The organism is Vibrio sp., assembly GCF_047973365.1.
Lineage (GTDB): Bacteria > Pseudomonadota > Gammaproteobacteria > Enterobacterales > Vibrionaceae > Vibrio.
Window position 1 is genome coordinate 1 of the sequence record NZ_JBKEBW010000075.1, and the last position, 17,950, is coordinate 17,950.

Here is a 17,950-nt window from a genome sequence, read left to right on the forward strand (position 1 = left end):
AGGATTGCTAAGTATACAAAATTAAGTAAAACTTAGACAATCTAAGTTATCTACAGGTATCAAAAGAATGTCTAAGTGGAAAACCCAATCCCAGAGAGGCTCAAAGCAGCGCGTAAAAAAGCCAAAATCACCCAAAAAGATCTTGGGGTAAAAATTGGAATGGAAGAAAGCTCTGCAAGTGGTCGCATGAATCATTACGAAAAAGGTCGTCATGTTCCTGATATTGGAACCCTATCTCGTATGGCTGAGGAATTGGGGGTGCCATTGAATTATTTCTTTTGTGAGGATGATGTGACGGCTGAGTTGGTTTGTTTGATTGATAAATTGAGTGATGAAGAAAAAGAGAATTTACTCTCTATGTTAGAAACGAAAAATTCATCCTTGTAAAGGTCTTTTGCTCAATAACATATGAATAGGTAATACATCAGTAAACGTCCTATCTATTATGCGATCTTCTTTAAATTGAGCTTTTTGATCATACCAAGTTTCTGATCGTAATTCCCGAATATTAAGTTCCTTTAATTCACATTTAAATGGATTATCTTTAATTGACGGATATTTAAAATCAAACGTATCTGACAATATATCTATATCAATCGTGTTTGCGGATTTAGATAATGCATTGAGCAATGCATCAGATAGAAAATGCTTTAAAGCCCGACATTCACCATGACATACAGCGAATAACGGCAACAAAATATCATCTGAAGTCAGATTGGGTCTTTGAGCAAACCCCATTCTTGCGGCTAATCCCGCCACAAATTTAGCAAAATGAATTTTTCCATCTTCGTTTGGTGACAATAATATCTTACCATTTTCAAGTTCTTCCGTTTTAAATAAATGGAAATAATCAAGATGTCTACGCCAACCCAATCGTGAATTCCATTGCGATTCATCTGCAAGCAATGATGAATATGGCATTCCAACTAAAACAAATGATACGCTGGCATCCTCACTGATCATCTTAAACGTATTAGCGATAGTTTGTCTTTCCTCTGCATCCTTAAATTCAATGAGTTCCTGAACTTCATTTACAATTATCAATCTTACTTTTTTTCGTATCAGAGTTTTAATAACACTCGTAAGTAAAGAACCTTCTCTATTAGACCGTTTAACTCTACTCGATACTGTACTATCAAGATCTAGCAAAAAACGTTCTAAAGTATTTTGCTCTTTGATTTTTCCAGGAATCCTTGTATTTAAAACCGGCATATCGGCCCATCGATTTTGTATTTTAGGAAAGCGCTGCAAATAATGGTTAATAAGCGCACTTTTCCCTGAACCAGTGTCCCCAGTTAGCAATAAAGATTGTTGTTCTCCGCCAACAGTACAATTAAACATTAATCTATCAAAAATACTGTAAATGTCAGTGACCTGCTTATATTCAATAAAACATTCTCGAAAATCCCGTAGTTGCTCTTGTTGCTGGTCGTTCAGATTAAACATCTTAGTATCCATCAATATCACTTAAATCCATTCCAGTGTTTATTTCAATATCATCACTTAATGAAGTTTTAGCTGGGGATTGAATAGAGGATTTATCTGTTACAATAGAACTCGGTCCTTCACTACCAACTTTTTTATATTTAGCAATCTTCGATAGATTTGTAGTTTTCGGTAAAGTTGATGATTTTCCGGTTCTTTTTTTCTCTAAACGTTCAACTTCACCATCAATTCTTCGGTCAATATATAAGTAAGTATCTGCTAGCGATTCTTCATCTTTTTTCAATCTTGTATTTAGACGTTTAATTGCACAAATTCTTTCATGTTGATATAAAGAAATTCCCTCGACATGCCCAGATCCTTCAATAACTGGAACTTTTAAATATTTTTTATCTTCTTGGAGGTAAACATAAACATGACTAAGATCATCAGGATCTGTCTTAACAATAACAGTGGAACCTTTCTTGTTTGCCTTTGCCGAACGTTTTTTATACTCCACAAGCTCATCACTATTATATCGAAGATTATGTAATCGAATCCCGTCTTTACCCAAGGTTCTGGTATTTAGTTTCCCTAGTTCAATTTTTAATTGTATGGCTTCCTCCCCCTCATAAAAATTCGGTCTCCATTTCGACTCTGACCATTTATAGTAAGGTATACGCCGTTCCCTAGAATCGGAATTCATATGAAGATAATCGACTATTAATTTATAGAGAAGCTCCAAGAAAACAGATACTCGAACTGCTGCGTGCTTTTTAGGGTCATAATCTTTCAATTCAGTTATGTTATTAAACGTCTTACCAGGTAAACGACTAAGCAACCGCTTATAAAAAGAGTCAAATGCTTTTTCTACATGCGGTTTTTCCCATGGTTTAGCTGCTTTAGTGTAAATAATATCAGTTACCAGTGGCTTTAATGCCGACTCTAAATCAGCAGACCAAAACTCCGACCCATTATCAACAACCAAATAGGTAATTTTACCATAGCAGGGCCAATCATTCTCGATTGAAGGATATCTTGCATTGACCCAATCCTTTTTCAATACAGCATTAATAAACGCAGATCGTACAGATTCATAACTAGGATCTCGATAACTAACATATAACCCCGCAATACACTCACTGTACCGATCATACAGAATAGTTAAATATGGTCTTCCCAACGGCAGATCCAATTCATCATCTAACAACATGACGGGAGCTGGTGTATGATCGATTTCAACATATTCCATGGGATATGTTGCTGAAAATATATGATCTACCATTTTAAACTCTCGATCTGCATATCGTTTTCCATAACGAGCTACGGCAACATCATATGGAGGTAATTCATTGATTCTATTATAAAAAGTCCTTTTACTTATCGGCTTCAGTTTTCTACCACCGTTAGAACGATTTTCTTCAATAACTCTATATTTGTAATATTCATAAGCTTCAGATACCGATATCCTTTTATCGTTTAAATATTTTACTGTGATAGCTTCATCAATTAAATATTTAGTATCTTTCTTCCTTGGTCGATGTCCTCTAGCATCATATTTTGGAACTAAGGACCATATCTCCCTATCTGATTCTAAATAAGCTGTCTTCCAATTATTTAATGTCCTACAGCTAGGGATTTTCTCACCGGTTTTTTCTTTGTATGTATGAAGTAATGGTAATAAATTTTTTTCACTCCACCCACCTTTAATGTTCTTTTCGATATATTTAAAAATATTCAAACGAGAAAAGGCTTGCTGTTGGACTTTAAGTGGTAAAGTATCAAAAGATGGTTCAAAACAATTATTAACATCAGCAAAAAAATCATTGCAATATTGAGATGATGCATCTACTTCATCTTCAATAAATTCATCAATAAACCCAAATAGATCATCATCACTATCGAAGGAATCGTTAGCACCAGACATAATTACTTAACCCAAAATCATTACTCTTAAGATCTGTCTTAACCTTGCCTGAAGATAGCCAACATAAAGTGCTAATTAAGGTCTCATGCTTTGTTAAACCTAAAGCTTCAGAAACCTCACGAAGCTGTACTTTCTGTTTACTCTGAATATATTTTAGAATGAATGTCTCAATTTCGGTTACAGTATGTAACCCCGAGTAACGATGTAATAACTTCAAATTGTTTAATATGGGATTAATTCGGATTTGTTTCTCAGTTACCAAAATCACGTCAAGACCACAATCATTCTTAATTGCCTTTTTCCTTTCAATGAATCTTGATATAAAATCGGCAGTTTTGGTTTTTTTTGAATATTTCACCTCAACTAACCGATTTTTCCCCAATACATCAGTTAATAAGAAATCTGGTGTATATCGACAACGCCTATTATTAAAATAGTAATAATATTCTTGGGGTTGAGAAGAAAAACTTTTAATGTCAGGGTTGTATTCAAGATGAAAGCAGAAATCAAACTCAAGTAACGACATAGTCCGAACGATATCGTCATTCTTTAAGCTCATAAACTTGCGAATATTATGAACATGGGAAGATTTTTTGGTTTGATCATACATAGCGCTGCCACTTTTTGTTGTAAACCTACAACAAAAATTAGTCTATGCAGATACTTTATACAAATTTGCAGAGTTAATTGCAATTTTTGCAATTTCAATTTGCACATATCAGATGGGTGGAAGCCCCAGCTACATCCCGGCACACACGTCATTCGCTGTGGCTGCTCCCTTCCGGGCCTGACCAGGTTCACGAATTAGTGTTGCGGGAGGACCAGGGCCTCCATAGAGCATCTTTGGTTCGAGCCAAAGAGTGGGAGGATTATCAAGCATCGATTGCATCATTGCAAGCCTAAATCCTAGTAAACTCTTTGATTGCGAACCAATTGAACATCAATTAAACAATTTGTTTAAATCTGTTCCGATTATCGATGTTTGATGCGAATGGGGGTCACTACATTTCTCTGGTGCTTAGTTTCATACATTGCTTGATCTGTTTGATGTAACACCTCTTGCAGAGACATGTAACTTTCGCGCCCGCTAGAAACGCCGACAGCAACAGTCACATCGAAACTCACATCTCGTTCAACATCGACAAAGACAAAATGTTGCAGATAAGCTTGGATCTCTTCTAGCTGCTCACGTTTAATGTTGCCAACTAAAATGAATTCATCACCACCAATGCGATATGCACGGCCTTTCCATACTTGCGAAATCCGTTGTGCCAGTTGCTTTAACACCTTATCGCCGATCTCATGCCCGTAATTATCGTTAATCTGTTTAAAGTGATTTAGGTCGAGATAAACCAGTGATATTTTGCCAGCTAAGCCCCTACTGTATCTACGATACAAAGCTCGGCGGTTACGCAGTTTCGTCAGGTTGTCGGTATTAGATTGTTGATGCAGATACAAAGCAACGATGACGAGCAAGCCAAATGCAGTGGCAAACAACCACTGACTATGACGAGTAAAGCGCTTTTCAACCACTAAGGTAGCTCGCCAATCAGGTTGATAATCATAGGTTTTGATGATTTTTTGAGTATCCATCATTTTAATCGCACGGCTAAATAGCGACGCCAATGTTTCACCCAACGGTGATTTAGTAAAACCGATAGCAATATCAAATTTATAGAACCCACCGATCATCGAATCTTCAACAAATGGCAGCAGATCATCTGATTCGCGCAGAAATAAGTTGAAGTTCCCTCGGCTCATCACAATGTAATCCACCTGATGAGTCAAAAGTGCTTCAAGCATCTCTTCTTGAGTGAAGAAAATATCTAGCTCTTTACGCGGTAACATTCGGCGTAACAGCTCTTCAAAGAAGTCATCCTTAATCACACCAATACGTTCTGCCACAAGTTCTGACACATTGCTGTAAACAAAGTCTTTATAACTTTCTCTTTTGATCATCACCGCTTCAGGATGATAGTAACTTTCGCTGAAATTCACTATGCTTTTACGCTGCTCTGTGACCGTCAAAGGGGCAATAATATCAATATGTTGATGGCGAATATCGTTGTACATGCTCTCCCATGTTTCATCCGCTTTACTCGCTAACTCACATTTCAAAAGCAAGATATCACACGCACTAAAAACCACATCGGCACTGATACCACTCACATCACCATCCTGATGATAGGTCGAATAAGGGCTGACATTTTCTAGTTTAACTTTAAGCGGTCGTTGAATATTCAAACCACTATCTATCACCGCTTGGCGTAGAGCATGTTTACGAATATCGAACTGATATTTCTGGATAGATTCACGCAACAGCTTCTGCACACGGGCAGAATGAACATGGCTTTCTATTTCACTCAATAATTGCGCATTTTCACCGGTTGGCGTCACTATCGAAACGGGCTGGATAGAGATCCTGTCATTGAGAAGTTGAGCATCAAACCCTTCAAGTAGCATAGGTTTGAGTTGGTTTATCGCGTCAACAACCCCATCCACTTTTGCATGTTGCAGTAACTGTTTAGCTTCAGCAGAACCGTAATAGTCCACAAGTTCTATTCCTGGATAATTCTGACGAATCAAATCACCATAAATGGTACCTGCTGGTACACCGACTTTCCTCATATCTTCCAGGTGGCCATTGGTTTTGCTAAATAGATAGGTGTATTCAATGTTAGTAGGGCGAGAAAAATCGAAACGTTCAGCACGCTCAGGAGTAAACGTCACATTGGCAGCAAAATCACTGATACCTGCTTCAACGGACTTCAAAATTGCGTCGAAGCTCGAATAATTCACATATTCTATATCAATATTAAAGTGGTACGACACATCGTCAAATATGACGCGTGACACGACATCGTCCGCTTCTGTCGCGACAAAATAGATTTTATGTGGGTCATCCGCTTCAGCAGCCAGCACTTGCGATGAACACAACAGCAGCAACAGCCAATTGCAGATATGCATGGTTCTAGACATAGACGTTGTTATAAGATTTTTTATTTTTTGTGTTGAACATATTTTTTGTGTTGATCAATAGTATCGAAGCTAACTTTGATTGCATAAAGTTTTTTGCAATTCGTACAGCATATTTTTGCATAGGACCCACTCAGTATGGACCAATTTCTATCACATATCTTCACTGTGATTTATCAAATCCCAGAGGGAAAAGTCTCTACCTACGGTGAAATAGCGAAAATGGCCGGCTACCCCGGGTATGCGCGACATGTAGGCAAAGCGTTAGGCAATCTTCCTCAAGGAAGTAAAATCCCTTGGTTTAGAGTAATTAACAGTAAAGGAGAGATTTCATTGACTGGGCCTGATTGGGACAGGCAGAGAGAGCGGTTAGTGGCGGAGGGGGTCACAGTGAGCAGTCATGGCAAAATATCACTCAAGAAATACAAATGGCAGCCTTAACGCTGCCATTATACGAAAACACAATTTTTTATTGCTGAGGAACTCCGATTAGACGGACATCAACATTGGTGGTGTTCTTTTCATCTGTGATGACTCGGTATTGAGTATCGGTAATAAAACGAAGCTTTCCGTTTACTTCAATACGAGCCGAAACAGCATAAGTATGTCTAGGCTGAATAGTTGCTTCATCATAAGCCAATTCAAAAGCCAAAGGCACTTGATGCCCTTCTGTCACAAATTCCTGTTTAGCTATAACAATAGCAACAGTATCCATTCGTGACACATCCTGCAGCAATACCTTTACTTTCGCATCATCAGGCAAAGCGATTCGCTCGCGATAGGAAACCGTCCCTGTCACAGTTTTCATGATTTGTGATGGTTGAGATTCTGGCTGAGACTGAGTCATAGGTTCCTCTGAGTTTTGACATCCGACCAAAAATAAACAACTTGCCACCAACGATGCCACCAATAGCATTATTTTTTTCATTTTGCCTCTCTTATAAGATGTCTAGAACAGACCAATTTCATATAAATCAGTATAGATTCAGTGTCCTAGGCTGTCATATCGCTTGTGTTACTACTAATATACTGAGTACTCATTCAATAGCTGTGCTGTTAAATCAATACGTTAACTGCATTTTAGCCGATGTAAGCTAGTCAGGTCACGGCATCAGACAAGCTATTGACAAACAATTGACGCAGAAAACAAACTAGCAAAGTCAGACAAAGAAGATAAAGGAAAGAACAAACTATGAGTAAACCTCTGCAAGAACTATTAAACTTGCTGCAATTAGAAAAACTAGAAGAAGGCTTATTTCGTGGAGAAAGTGAGAACTTAGGGTTACCTCAAGTTTATGGTGGACAAGTGATAGGGCAAGCACTTTCTGCGGCTCATTACACTGTGGAACCTGACCGAACCGTTCACTCATTCCACAGCTATTTCTTGTATCCCGGTGATTCAGAGAAGCCAATTATCTATGATGTAGAAAACCTTCGAGACGGTAAAAGTTTTAGCACCAGACGGGTAAAAGCGATTCAAAACGGACGACCCATTTTTTACTTAACCGCCTCTTATCATGGCGAGGCTCCGGGATTTGAACACCAGAACACCATGCCCAGCATTCCGGGGCCTGAGAATTTTGTGTCTGAATCGCAACTGGCTGAACAAGTCGCTCATTTGATTCCAGAAAAACTGAAAAGAATGTTGTGTGGTGAAAAGCCTATCGAAATTCGCCCAGTCACTGTCATTAATCCTTTGAAGCCACAAAAAGCAGAGCCTAAGCAGTACCTATGGATGAGAGCGAACGGACGAATGCCAGATAACCAGCTTATTCATCAATATATTTTGGGCTACGCATCTGATTGGGGATTTTTAGTGACAGCGTTACATCCTCATGACGTTTCTTTGCTTACGCCAAAGTTCCAAGTGGCTACCATCGATCATTCCATTTGGTATCACAGACCATTTAAAATGGACCAATGGTTGTTGTTTGCTATTGAGAGCCCGACAGCAAGTAACACTCGCGGCTTGGTACGCGGTGAGATCTACAACCAACAAGGTCATTTGGTCGCGACCGCTGTTCAAGAAGGTGTTATGCGCTTCAAACCATAATTTCTGCTTTATTCCATTATCCTAGGTAAAAATATGATCAAATTGGGTATTGGTGGAACAGCGAATGGGCATCGAACACAAACACGCCTTATTTTTTATAAGAGCAGCCTTCCATGGGGCTCCGCTGAGCCATCCTTGGCTCAGAGGGTTTGCTTATCGATGCCCATTCACTGACCCGAAGTTTTCCTAGAACGGTATTACCCTCCCTTTAGGTTAAGGATTAGAGTAACAACATATCCTTGACCTAGTCAGCTAATCCTGAGTTGCCTAATGGCAACTCAGTGGTGTATTTCAACGATTCCATCGCAAATGTTGATGTCACGTTGTTAAGCCCTGCAATACTGTTAACCAGTTTTTTATAGAACTGATCATAGTCTTTCATGTCTTTAACCAGCACTTTCATCATATAGTCGTACTCACCCGCCATACGATAAAACTCCATCACTTCCGGAAACACCTCAACGGCTGCAACAAATTTTCGATACCACTCATGGGAGTGATCGCTAGTTTGTACCAACACAAAAACCGTAAAGCATAAACCCAATGTTTCAGGGTTAAGCAAAGCCACGCGCTTAGCGATAACGCCCGCTTCTTCCAGTTTTTTAAGACGCTTCCAACATGGTGTCGTGGTTAGGTTCACTGCATCAGCCAAATCGTTAAGTGAAACCGTGCTGTCTTGCTGGAGTATTGCCAATATTTTGCGGTCGATCTTATCTAGATTCATACCAAACTCATTCTAAAGAGAATTATTTTCTACAAAATTAATAAAATACGAAAAATTTAGCAAAGCTTTTCTCCTAACAAATCGCTAGATTATGAATAATCAACTTAGGGAGAAAATACATGTGTACAGACCATCAATGGATAAATAGCGCTATTCGGAAAATCGAAGCCGACTATCAACGCTCTGCTGACACTCACTTAATCAAACTTGACTTGCCGTGTTTACAGGGAATTGATATTTATCTGAAAGATGAAAGTACGCACCCTACTGGCTCATTAAAACATCGCCTTGCCCGCTCACTATTTCTTTATGCCATTTGTAATGGATGGATTGGGCCAGAAACGCCAATTATTGAGTCATCTTCCGGCAGTACCGCTGTATCCGAAGCCTATTTTGCTCGCCTACTCGGCTTGCCTTTTATTGCCGTGATGCCCAAATGCACCGCGATTAAAAAAATTGAGCAAATTGAGTTTTATGGCGGCAACGCACACTTGGTTGACCGTTCCGATCAAATTTATGCCGAATCACATCGTTTAGCGACTGAGCTCAATGGTCATTACATGGATCAGTTTACTTATGCGGAACGTGCAACAGACTGGCGTGGCAACAGCAATATTGCAGATAGCATCTATCGTCAGATGAAAATGGAAGATCACCCTATCCCAACTTGGATTGTAATGAGCCCGGGTACTGGGGGCACTTCCGCAACCATTGGACGCTTTATCCGCTACCAACAACACAACACCAAATTGTGTGTGGTTGACCCGCAGAACTCAGTATTTTTCGACTTTTACAACACGCGCAACCCTGATTTACGCTTAGATTGCGGCAGTAAAATTGAGGGCATTGGTCGCCCACGAGTGGAACCTAGCTTTATTCCCAATGTGGTTGATGAAATGCTACAAATACCTGACGCCGCTAGCGTTGCAACGATATATTGGTTAGAGAACATTCTGGGAAGAAAAGCCGGCGCTTCAACAGGCACCAACCTTTACGGCGCATTGCAACTGGCTAGCGAGATGAAACGGAAAGGTGAAACAGGTTCAATTGTCACCTTGTTGTGTGACAGTGGGGAACGATACTTAGACACTTACTACAACACGGATTGGGTAGCAAACAACATTGGTGATCTTGCTCCATTTCTATCAAAGCTAGAAGTTTTCTCTAAAACTGGCGAATTGGAGTAATACCGTTCTAGGAAAAAATGTGATCAGATTGAGCATCGGTGGAACAGCGAATGGGCATCGAACACAAACACGCCCTTATTTTTATAACAGCGACCCTCCATGGGGCTCCGCTGAGCCATCCTTGGCTCAGAGGGTTTGCTTATCGATGCCCATTCACTGATCAGAAAGTTTTCCAGACTGGTATAATAGCTATTCGAATTGGAATAATCGCTATTACTGGTGACTACTTCACTGCCCTTAATCGAGCGATGCTTCTTGTATAGAAAAACGCCCAAGACAAGCTCGGACGTTATACAAAAGCAATGTTGTGACGAAATGGATGATTAAGCTTGAATACCAACGATTAACCAAGGTGCGTTTGCTACAGTCAGGTCACGCTCTAAGTGCCAGATATCTTCGATGTTTTCTTCGATACCTTCAACGGCATCACGGTAACGACCACTGAATTGAAGGCTAAGTTGAGCTTTGCTCGCATCATAATCTGCACGAACAATTTCAGCATCCACATACATGACATCTGTGTGTTGCTCACCTTCCAGCTTCGCACGCTCGTCTTTAAGATCGGCAAACAAGCTTGGTGAAACATATTCTTCAATGGTCTCAAGCTGGTTGTAGTTCCAAGCACCTTGAAGAATACGGTAGTGCTCACGAGCGCCACTAATGAAAGCCGCTTGTTCAAAACCCGGTGGGTAGTTGTGTGGAACATCGCTAGCGGCCATTGTGCCGAAACCGCCCGCAGCTTGTGGCTGTTCAAAGTTGTGTACGTTTGGTTGCTCATGCATGTTACGGTTCATACCACCGAATGCTGGCTGCTGCTGGCTCTGGTTCATACTGCTTTGTTTCGCACCCAATATACCGCGTAAGAATTTAAAGGCGAAATAAGCAATTAAACCCATAATTAGGATGTCGAGGAACTGAATGCCCTCGAAGGCACCACCGAAGAAGGCGGCTAACAAACCACCAGCAAGTAGACCGCCTAGCAGGCCACCCATCAGACCTTTTTTACCTGCGTTTGGCGCAGCTTTAGTCGTATCTTTATTGATAGTGCTCGTGTTTTGGCTTTGCTGCTTAGGAGCAGGAGCCGTTTTGAAACTTTTACCGAATGATTTACCGCCACCAAATTTTTTAGCTTCAGCTATCGGGGTCACAGCGACAGAAATCATCAACAGTGCGATCAGCGAGAACAGACGTTTCATACTTATCCTTCACATTATTTATTACGAGGGTGCTATATACCCTAGCTATGTTTGTGACACATCATATCCACTTCGCTCTGACAAGAAAACGCTTTTGCGGTGAGGACTTGTATCAGAATATTGCAAACCTAGTAATTGACGCTCCAGAACATGCTTATTAGAATATCGAACGTTGTTCATTACACTATTGCGGTTATGGCGAGACGAAACGATCACACCAGAGAGGAATTAATTTCTCTCACACTCAGTTCCGTGAAAGATTTTTTAACTGAGCACTCCTATCACGAACTCAGTTTGCGAAAAGTGGCAAACATGATTGGCTATGTACCTAGTACATTGGTCAACGTGTTTGGTAACTATAACCTGTTGTTATTGCACGTTGTTGCGGAGACGCTTGATGAACTGGCTTTAGAATCCAAAAACGTGGTCAGTCAATGCAGCGATTCCAAACAAGCCCTCTATCAACTGGCGTATTGTTATCACGATTTCGCACAAAAAAATCCTTACCGCTGGCAACTTATTTTTGAGCATAAGATGAACGGTGAAGATCTTCCACAGTGGCAAGCTGAACGTATCGATAATATGACAAGCATGCTGGAAGATTTGCTTACGATTATTGCACCTCATCATTCAGCTCGCGACATTTTGCAAGCGAGCCGTGTACTTTGGTCTGGCGTTCACGGCATTACCTTATTGAGCGTTGACGACAAGTTTTTCGCCAACGAACCCATTGACGGCAAGAAGCTGATTGACAATCTACTCTCTAACTACTTGAGTCATTGGTCTCATTCATAAGGACATAGGATGTCGCAACACCAAACACCGTTGCTCACACAACGACGTTTTCTTCCCTATTTTGTGACGCAATTTTTTGGCGCATTCAACGACAACATCTTTAAAAATGTTTTGTTACTTTTCGTTGCCTTCTCAGGCAGCGCCATTCTTCCTATGTCCAGTCACCTATTCATTAATTTGGCGGCTGGATTATTCATCCTTCCGTTTTTCCTTTTTTCAGCTTCCGCAGGCCTGCTCGCAGATAAATATGAAAAGTCTTGGTTTATACGCAAAGTTAAACTGATTGAAATTGCCATTATGTGCTTAGGTGCCATCGGCTTTATCACCGAAAGTTACCTTGTGTTGCTTTTAATGCTGTTTTTGATGGGCACTCAATCGGCATTTTTCGGTCCGGTAAAATATGCGTTATTACCTCAGCAGCTTAAAGCCAATGAACTGGTTTCAGGTAATGCGTTGGTTGAAGCCGGTACTTTCCTTGCCATATTGTTCGGTACCATTGGCGCCGGAGTCATTGCGTCGCTCGATGATGCGAAATTCATTGCTTCTGTTTGCGTGGTGCTTTTTTCTGTTTGTGGCTACTTAGCCAGTCGTTTTATACCTAAAGCACCTGCGGGTAACCCACATATTCACTTCACATGGCACCCTATCCGTCAGACTCGCCATACCTTGTCTATTGCGAAGAGCGACCGCGCCATATTTCTTTGCATTATGGCGATTAGCTGGTTCTGGTTGTTAGGGGCGATGTACTTAACCCAGTTTCCAAACTTCACTAAACAGCATCTTAACGGCAGTGAAAGTGCGGTTTCTTTCTTACTTGCGCTTTTCTCAATCGGTATCGCGCTTGGTTCACTAAGCTGTGACAAACTGTCTAATCATCGAATTGAAATCGGTATTGTGCCTATTGGTAGTTTAGGCATCACTGTGTTTGGTTATTTGATGGCCACCAGCATTCCCGATTCTCTACCTATCTTCCATCAATTGAGTGAGTTCGCCCGCTACAAACCACTTTGGCCATTGTTCTGTTATTTGCTTCTGCTGGGCGCATCTGGCGGAATATTTATTGTTCCTCTTTATGCCCTAATGCAACAGCGAGCTAAAGAAAGCCAGCGCGCACAAGTGATTGCAGCGCTAAATATCTATAATTCCTTATTCATGGTTGGCAGTGCCATCCTGGGAATCGTCTGTTTGTCCGTATTCGAGCTCTCCATCACTCGGCTTTTTATCGTTGTCTCTGTTATTAATCTTTTAATGGCTGCATTTGTGTTCTTACAGGTGCCTGTTTTCGCTGTTCGACTGCTGGTGTGGGCATTGACGCATACTATCTACCGAGTAAAGCACACCAATCTTCATTACATTCCACAACACGGTGGCGCGCTGATTGTGTGCAATCACGTCAGCTATATGGATGCGCTGCTACTCAGTGCCGCCAGTCCTCGCCTAATTCGCTTTGTCATGGAAGAAGATTACGCAAACTTGCCTGTATTGCGCGGCTTTTTAAAACGTGCTGGGGTTATTCCTATCTGCGCTCGTAATAGACGTTCGATACTTCGTGCCTTCAATCAAGTTGAACAGGCACTCAATCAAGGGCATCTAGTCTGTATTTTCCCTGAAGGTCGACTTACTGCAGACGGTGAAATGAACGAATTTATGCGAGGCTTAGATATCATATTAAAACGTAGTCCTGTTCCCGTTGTCCCGATGGCACTTAAAGGTTTGTGGGGCAGCTATTTCAGCCGATACCGGGGAAGAGCTTGTAAAGGGCTACCGAGACGCTTTTGGTCGCGATTAGAAATTGAGGCTGGTCCCACCATTGCTTCGCAAAATGCATCTTGCGAAATGATGTTCGAAAAAGTGGCTCAATTACGCGGCGATTGGCGATAAGTGGTCGTCAAGCGCATTGCGAGGGTTTACGGCGAATGACTGAACAGATATTCAAGACATTAAGATGTCCTGAACGACAACTTGTCGTTACAATGCCTCTCCGTACTGGTTAAAGAATGTTGTTTTAAGGTCTTTACTATGATCATCAAACCTATACACCTGCCATTTTGGCTCGGTGGTACACTATGCCTTTCTCCTTGGATTACCTCTCCGAGTGCATTAGTCATGGGTTTTTTGGTGGCATCCTTGGGTTGGGTTCCGGCACATATTCCTATCGCTAAACTCACCAAAAAACTGCTGGCTTATTCGATTGTGGGACTCGGTTTCGGTATCCCACTGCAAAAAGCATTAGCTGTCACCGGTGATGGCATCGGCCTTATTCTGGCAACCATTTGTGGCACGCTCATTATTGGAAGCGTTGTTGCCAAAGCGATTGGATTAGAACAAAAAACCGGACATTTGATAGCGTCAGGGACGGCAATTTGTGGTGGTAGTGCAATAGCCGCGGTCGCTCCTGCAATCAATGCCGATGATGAGCAAACCGGTCTGGCTTTGGGTACGGTATTCGTACTGAACTCTGTTGCCTTGTTTATTTTCCCCATCATTGGTCATGCGTTGGCACTTGACCAACATACCTTTGGCACATGGGCAGCAATTGCTATTCATGACACATCATCAGTGGTAGGTGCGGCCTCCGCCTATGGAGAAGAAGCGTTAAAGACCGCAACCACGTTAAAACTGGCACGAGCGCTGTGGATTGTGCCTGTCGCGTTATTCAGTGCCTGGATGTTTAAGAGTCAGTCAAGAAAACTGACCATACCTTACTTTATTGTTTTCTACTGTTTAGCCATTGGTTTTAGCGACGCCTTTCCTCAATGGCAACAAATTTACCAAGGCGTATTTTCAGTCGCTAAGCAAGCTCTGGTGGTATGTCTGTTTCTGATTGGTTGCAGCATCTCTCCTGCTCGATTAAAAGCGTCAGGACCTAAACCACTGCTGTTTGGTGTAATGCTATGGATTACGATATCAGTATCGTCTTTGAGTTGGCTAGTTTTCACTAGTTAGTGTGAATGACGCTGGTTTGATTGAGAAGCTCAGTAACACCACCAGCAAAAATGCGCTCAGCTCGGCGACCGAACGTATCCAGCCCGTTTGCGTAAGTGCAATCAGCAGTTGCAATGCGATAGTGATGACTAAAAGTCCTTTGAACATAGAAGCCCCTGAACACAGATGATATAGTCTGAAATAACAAAAAACCTCAGACTATTATGCTCATGAGTTATAAGAAGCGAAATTCTGTTTTGGACTAACTCATAACCGCAGCTTTTAATTCAGACTCTAGTTTTAATATGGGATGAATTGATGTTGATGATCTGCCAACCAATCTTTCACAGCTTTGCGCGAGACTTTAATCCCGCTCTCGGTAAGCTCATCAGGCATCGGGAAATAAGCGATTGGCCATTTAAATTTTTCAAGTTTGCCTTGCAAATAAGCATCACCATCCGATTTTAAAAATGCTCTACCACTGCGGATGACCGCCACTGGGCGAGCGCCAAACTCGTCATCTTTGACAGGCACAACCATCGCAAGTTGAACCTCTGGCTGCTGATTCAATATCGCTTCAATTTCCTCACAGTGGACATTCTCTCCACCAGAGGTAAATAGATTATCTGCTCGTCCAATAATCAGCAGTTCGTCTTCAAGCCATCGGCCTAAATCTTTACTGTCATACCAACCTTGGTCATCAACAATAGGAGTCACCACGCCTTGATAATAATAACCTTGCGCTAAGGTGTTACCACCGATGTAGATACGCTCCCCATCAAGCTTGACTCGTCTTTGCGCCAAAACTTTACCCGTTGTTGCCGTGGCATCAACTCGTTTGGCGGTCACTGTGGAAGCCGCTTCCGTCATGCCGTATCCGAGCCAGGTTTCAATACCTAACTTTGCGGCTTGTAGCCCCAATTCATGAGGAATATGGCTACCGCCAAGTAATACATGACTAAGAGTAAGTCGCTGCTTACTGTCAAGAAGACGTTTTAGTTGGGTAGCAACAAGTGATGCATGGGTAACCCCTTGGATATCAATCGCGACATTACCGCTACCGATTTTCAAGCAAGCGCCAGAGTACAGCCAGCGATAAATGATGGCTAAACCAGACACATGGAACATAGGTAGGCTTAGCAGCCAAGTATCACCGGCTTGAAAACAAAACGCATCGAGTAACCCTTGCGCCGAAGCAAAATGCTGCTCATGGTTATGGACCACTGCCTTAGGGTTGCCCGTAGAACCAGAGGTAAAGATAATACTGGCGAGATTGTCGTTTCGATACTGAAGCTGACGTTGCCAAGGGTGATGTTGGTCATCGCTGGAAATAGGGTCGATAAACTGAATCTTTCGTCCGATATCTTTAAAATCGTCCGCCAAACATTGGTCACTTTCCGCTAACCAGACATACGCAGTTTGTGATGGTGCATAAAGAGTATTTAACTTGTCCGTCAACTGAGAAGCTGACTGAGGCATAGCAAAAGCACACACAATCCCCGCTTGCTGAGCGGCTAAAACCCACAGCAGCATTTGAATATGGTTTTTACCGACAAGCGTCAATACATCTCCGGCTTTCATGCCATACAGCAACAAAGCAGCTTGGTATTGATCTATGTGACAGCACAGTTGCTGCCAAGTGAAGGTTTGCTCCTCACCCTGAGTATTGCAAAAATGCAGTGCCACCCTATCTGGATGACACTGTTGATGGCGATGCCAAGGGGTCTGAGACCAAGATGTCATAGCGACTCCGATGACCAGATCAACTCTTGGTCTTCGAGGTTTGCCACTGGAATGTCACATTCAGGCCATGAGGTAACAAGTTGCGATTTATACAAACCGACAGTATCTAACCCTGGAATTTCATCGGGTAGCCACCATTTAGACAAACGCGCCAGTTGGGTCAAACCCAAGCTCGATTCAATGCTTGAGCTAATCACGGCTTGAATGTTTAATGCCTTGGCTTTCTCAATCAGAGCGTTACAGCGTTCAACTGAACCCACAAGTGTGGGTTTAATAATAATCGCTTTTGCCCCAACCATTTGTTCGAGCTTGAAATCTGCACTGCGAACAGCATGTTGTAATGTTTCATCCCACGCGATAGCAATGCCGGTATCAATCGCAAAAGCCAAACTTTCACTCGGAGAAGCGCAAGGCTCTTCGAGATAAGCAATTCGGCTGCGTCGCGAAGGCGCGACATATTGCGCAAATTTGGCGGCTTTTTCTTTCGTCCACGCACGGTTGGCGTCCAAACGAAGATAGAGATCTGGCATCGACTCTAAAAATAGATTGACCAACATGCCATCTCGAATCGGCTCGTACAAACCGACTTTGATTTTCGCCACTTTTCTGCCCGGCATAGTGTTCAGCGTCGGAATCAGATCATCTGGATCACCAGTACACAGAGGCGCCGCATTGTACTCACCTTCCAAAGATAATCCGCCAGCCAATTCCAACTCTGCCATGGAAATACCAAAGGCAACCGATGGAAACAACTCATCATAATTAAGCGCTTGTCCTTGCAGCCAAAGTGCAAGCTGTTCCTTTGCCAGCACCCCAGCTTCATCGGCTGTTTCAACGCTAAATCCTTTCAGCGGGGCAATTTCCCCAAGCCCTACTTTTCCATCTTCACGAAGTTCAACCACAAAACCTTCGCGTACAGTCAGTTTCTCCTGACGAAGAATCACTCCGCTATCCATGGGTAATGCATAGCGGTACAGTTTTGCACTGCGCATATAAAACCTA

General features: G+C 42.0%; 17 protein-coding genes and 1 other RNA gene. 7 read left to right on the plus strand and 11 right to left on the minus strand.

The window, feature by feature from the left end:
* The first annotated feature begins 75 nt into the window (after positions 1 to 75).
* Positions 76 to 387 carry a helix-turn-helix domain-containing protein gene (locus tag ACK5MF_RS09785; protein ID WP_416921704.1) on the plus strand — a complete coding sequence of 104 codons (312 nt, stop codon included), beginning with the start codon at positions 76 to 78 and terminating at the stop codon, positions 385 to 387.
* Here the strand turns inward: ACK5MF_RS09785 and ACK5MF_RS09790 are convergent.
* The 5 genes from ACK5MF_RS09790 to ACK5MF_RS09810 all read right to left on the minus strand — a co-directional run bounded on the left by ACK5MF_RS09790 (position 376) and on the right by ACK5MF_RS09810 (position 6,328).
* Complete coding sequence (locus tag ACK5MF_RS09790; protein ID WP_416921706.1) at positions 376 to 1,458, minus strand: ATP-binding protein; 1,083 nt, start codon at positions 1,456 to 1,458, stop codon at positions 376 to 378. The two genes, ACK5MF_RS09785 and ACK5MF_RS09790, sit on opposite strands and share 12 nt — an antisense overlap.
* Positions 1,448 to 3,349 (minus strand): Mu transposase C-terminal domain-containing protein, encoded by a 1,902-nt coding sequence (locus ACK5MF_RS09795; protein ID WP_416921708.1) that lies wholly within the window; start codon positions 3,347 to 3,349, stop codon positions 1,448 to 1,450. Before ACK5MF_RS09795 ends, ACK5MF_RS09790 begins: the two co-directional genes overlap by 11 nt.
* A complete protein-coding gene (locus tag ACK5MF_RS09800; protein WP_416921710.1) occupies positions 3,336 to 3,959 on the minus strand; it encodes a Tn7 transposase TnsA N-terminal domain-containing protein in 624 nt (207 codons plus the stop codon). The genes ACK5MF_RS09795 and ACK5MF_RS09800 overlap by 14 nt, the downstream gene beginning before the upstream one ends.
* Before the next feature lie 120 nt (positions 3,960 to 4,079).
* Positions 4,080 to 4,176: signal recognition particle sRNA small type (ffs, locus tag ACK5MF_RS09805), an RNA gene on the minus strand.
* 145 nt (positions 4,177 to 4,321) lie between these two features.
* On the minus strand, positions 4,322 to 6,328 hold the full coding sequence (locus ACK5MF_RS09810) for a diguanylate cyclase domain-containing protein (RefSeq protein ID WP_416921712.1): 2,007 nt from the start codon (positions 6,326 to 6,328) through the stop codon (positions 4,322 to 4,324).
* 135 nt (positions 6,329 to 6,463) lie between these two features.
* Between ACK5MF_RS09810 and ACK5MF_RS09815 the strand changes: the two genes are divergently transcribed.
* Complete coding sequence (locus ACK5MF_RS09815; RefSeq protein WP_416921713.1) at positions 6,464 to 6,766, plus strand: MGMT family protein; 303 nt, start codon at positions 6,464 to 6,466, stop codon at positions 6,764 to 6,766.
* Positions 6,767 to 6,794: 28 nt separating this feature from the next.
* Here ACK5MF_RS09815 and ACK5MF_RS09820 read toward each other — a convergent pair whose 3' ends face one another.
* The gene (locus ACK5MF_RS09820) at positions 6,795 to 7,253 is read right to left on the minus strand and encodes a YbaY family lipoprotein (protein ID WP_416921715.1); all 459 of its coding nucleotides are present in this window, start codon (positions 7,251 to 7,253) and stop codon (positions 6,795 to 6,797) included.
* 264 nt (positions 7,254 to 7,517) lie between these two features.
* Here ACK5MF_RS09820 and tesB point away from each other — a divergent pair, with 264 nt between their 5' ends.
* Positions 7,518 to 8,378 carry an acyl-CoA thioesterase II gene (tesB, locus tag ACK5MF_RS09825; protein WP_416921717.1) on the plus strand — a complete coding sequence of 287 codons (861 nt, stop codon included), beginning with the start codon at positions 7,518 to 7,520 and terminating at the stop codon, positions 8,376 to 8,378.
* Positions 8,379 to 8,622: 244 nt separating this feature from the next.
* On the opposite strand, the gene ACK5MF_RS09830 is transcribed toward tesB, so the two are convergent.
* Positions 8,623 to 9,102: an Lrp/AsnC family transcriptional regulator gene (locus ACK5MF_RS09830; protein WP_416921719.1), complete on the minus strand. Its 480-nt coding sequence runs from the start codon at positions 9,100 to 9,102 to the stop codon at positions 8,623 to 8,625.
* Positions 9,103 to 9,221: 119 nt separating this feature from the next.
* On the opposite strand from ACK5MF_RS09830, the gene ACK5MF_RS09835 reads away from it, so the two are divergent.
* The gene (locus ACK5MF_RS09835) at positions 9,222 to 10,289 is read left to right on the plus strand and encodes a PLP-dependent cysteine synthase family protein (RefSeq protein WP_416921721.1); all 1,068 of its coding nucleotides are present in this window, start codon (positions 9,222 to 9,224) and stop codon (positions 10,287 to 10,289) included.
* 323 nt (positions 10,290 to 10,612) lie between these two features.
* On the opposite strand, the gene ACK5MF_RS09840 is transcribed toward ACK5MF_RS09835, so the two are convergent.
* Positions 10,613 to 11,485 carry a Tim44 domain-containing protein gene (locus ACK5MF_RS09840; RefSeq protein ID WP_416921723.1) on the minus strand — a complete coding sequence of 291 codons (873 nt, stop codon included), beginning with the start codon at positions 11,483 to 11,485 and terminating at the stop codon, positions 10,613 to 10,615.
* 195 nt (positions 11,486 to 11,680) lie between these two features.
* Between ACK5MF_RS09840 and ACK5MF_RS09845 the strand changes: the two genes are divergently transcribed.
* The 3 genes from ACK5MF_RS09845 (at position 11,681) to ACK5MF_RS09855 (ending at position 15,226) form a co-directional block, all read left to right on the plus strand.
* A complete protein-coding gene (locus ACK5MF_RS09845; protein ID WP_416921762.1) occupies positions 11,681 to 12,280 on the plus strand; it encodes a TetR/AcrR family transcriptional regulator in 600 nt (199 codons plus the stop codon).
* Between the two features lie 9 nt (positions 12,281 to 12,289).
* Positions 12,290 to 14,161 (plus strand): MFS transporter, encoded by a 1,872-nt coding sequence (locus tag ACK5MF_RS09850; protein ID WP_416921725.1) that lies wholly within the window; start codon positions 12,290 to 12,292, stop codon positions 14,159 to 14,161.
* A 138-nt stretch (positions 14,162 to 14,299) separates the two neighbouring features.
* Positions 14,300 to 15,226, plus strand: coding sequence for a YeiH family protein (locus ACK5MF_RS09855; RefSeq protein WP_416921727.1), 927 nt, complete (start codon positions 14,300 to 14,302; stop codon positions 15,224 to 15,226).
* Here ACK5MF_RS09855 and ACK5MF_RS09860 read toward each other — a convergent pair.
* The 3 genes from ACK5MF_RS09860 to menC all read right to left on the minus strand — a co-directional run bounded on the left by ACK5MF_RS09860 (position 15,209) and on the right by menC (position 17,940).
* Positions 15,209 to 15,373, minus strand: coding sequence for a hypothetical protein (locus ACK5MF_RS09860; protein WP_416921729.1), 165 nt, complete (start codon positions 15,371 to 15,373; stop codon positions 15,209 to 15,211). The two genes, ACK5MF_RS09855 and ACK5MF_RS09860, sit on opposite strands and share 18 nt — an antisense overlap.
* A gap of 132 nt (positions 15,374 to 15,505) precedes the next feature.
* On the minus strand, positions 15,506 to 16,948 hold the full coding sequence (gene menE, locus ACK5MF_RS09865; protein WP_416921731.1) for an o-succinylbenzoate--CoA ligase: 1,443 nt from the start codon (positions 16,946 to 16,948) through the stop codon (positions 15,506 to 15,508).
* Positions 16,945 to 17,940 (minus strand): o-succinylbenzoate synthase, encoded by a 996-nt coding sequence (gene menC / locus ACK5MF_RS09870; protein ID WP_416921733.1) that lies wholly within the window; start codon positions 17,938 to 17,940, stop codon positions 16,945 to 16,947. Before menC ends, menE begins: the two co-directional genes overlap by 4 nt.
* Between the last annotated feature and the right edge of the window lie 10 nt (positions 17,941 to 17,950).

Excerpts from the sequence above, each read along its gene's own strand:
- ACK5MF_RS09790 (WP_416921706.1), bottom strand. The coding sequence starts at position 1,458 with ATGGATACTAAGATGTTTAATCTGAACGACCAGCAACAAGAGCAACTA.
- ACK5MF_RS09795 (WP_416921708.1), bottom strand. The coding sequence starts at position 3,349 with ATGTCTGGTGCTAACGATTCCTTCGATAGTGATGATGATCTATTTGGG.
- ACK5MF_RS09800 (WP_416921710.1), bottom strand. The coding sequence starts at position 3,959 with ATGTATGATCAAACCAAAAAATCTTCCCATGTTCATAATATTCGCAAG.
- ACK5MF_RS09810 (WP_416921712.1), bottom strand. The coding sequence starts at position 6,328 with ATGTCTAGAACCATGCATATCTGCAATTGGCTGTTGCTGCTGTTGTGT.
- ACK5MF_RS09815 (WP_416921713.1), top strand. The coding sequence starts at position 6,464 with ATGGACCAATTTCTATCACATATCTTCACTGTGATTTATCAAATCCCA.
- ACK5MF_RS09820 (WP_416921715.1), bottom strand. The coding sequence starts at position 7,253 with ATGAAAAAAATAATGCTATTGGTGGCATCGTTGGTGGCAAGTTGTTTA.
- tesB (WP_416921717.1), top strand. The coding sequence starts at position 7,518 with ATGAGTAAACCTCTGCAAGAACTATTAAACTTGCTGCAATTAGAAAAA.
- ACK5MF_RS09830 (WP_416921719.1), bottom strand. The coding sequence starts at position 9,102 with ATGAATCTAGATAAGATCGACCGCAAAATATTGGCAATACTCCAGCAA.
- ACK5MF_RS09835 (WP_416921721.1), top strand. The coding sequence starts at position 9,222 with ATGTGTACAGACCATCAATGGATAAATAGCGCTATTCGGAAAATCGAA.
- ACK5MF_RS09840 (WP_416921723.1), bottom strand. The coding sequence starts at position 11,485 with ATGAAACGTCTGTTCTCGCTGATCGCACTGTTGATGATTTCTGTCGCT.
- ACK5MF_RS09845 (WP_416921762.1), top strand. The coding sequence starts at position 11,681 with ATGGCGAGACGAAACGATCACACCAGAGAGGAATTAATTTCTCTCACA.
- ACK5MF_RS09850 (WP_416921725.1), top strand. The coding sequence starts at position 12,290 with ATGTCGCAACACCAAACACCGTTGCTCACACAACGACGTTTTCTTCCC.
- ACK5MF_RS09855 (WP_416921727.1), top strand. The coding sequence starts at position 14,300 with ATGATCATCAAACCTATACACCTGCCATTTTGGCTCGGTGGTACACTA.
- ACK5MF_RS09860 (WP_416921729.1), bottom strand. The coding sequence starts at position 15,373 with ATGTTCAAAGGACTTTTAGTCATCACTATCGCATTGCAACTGCTGATT.
- menE (WP_416921731.1), bottom strand. The coding sequence starts at position 16,948 with ATGACATCTTGGTCTCAGACCCCTTGGCATCGCCATCAACAGTGTCAT.
- menC (WP_416921733.1), bottom strand. The coding sequence starts at position 17,940 with ATGCGCAGTGCAAAACTGTACCGCTATGCATTACCCATGGATAGCGGA.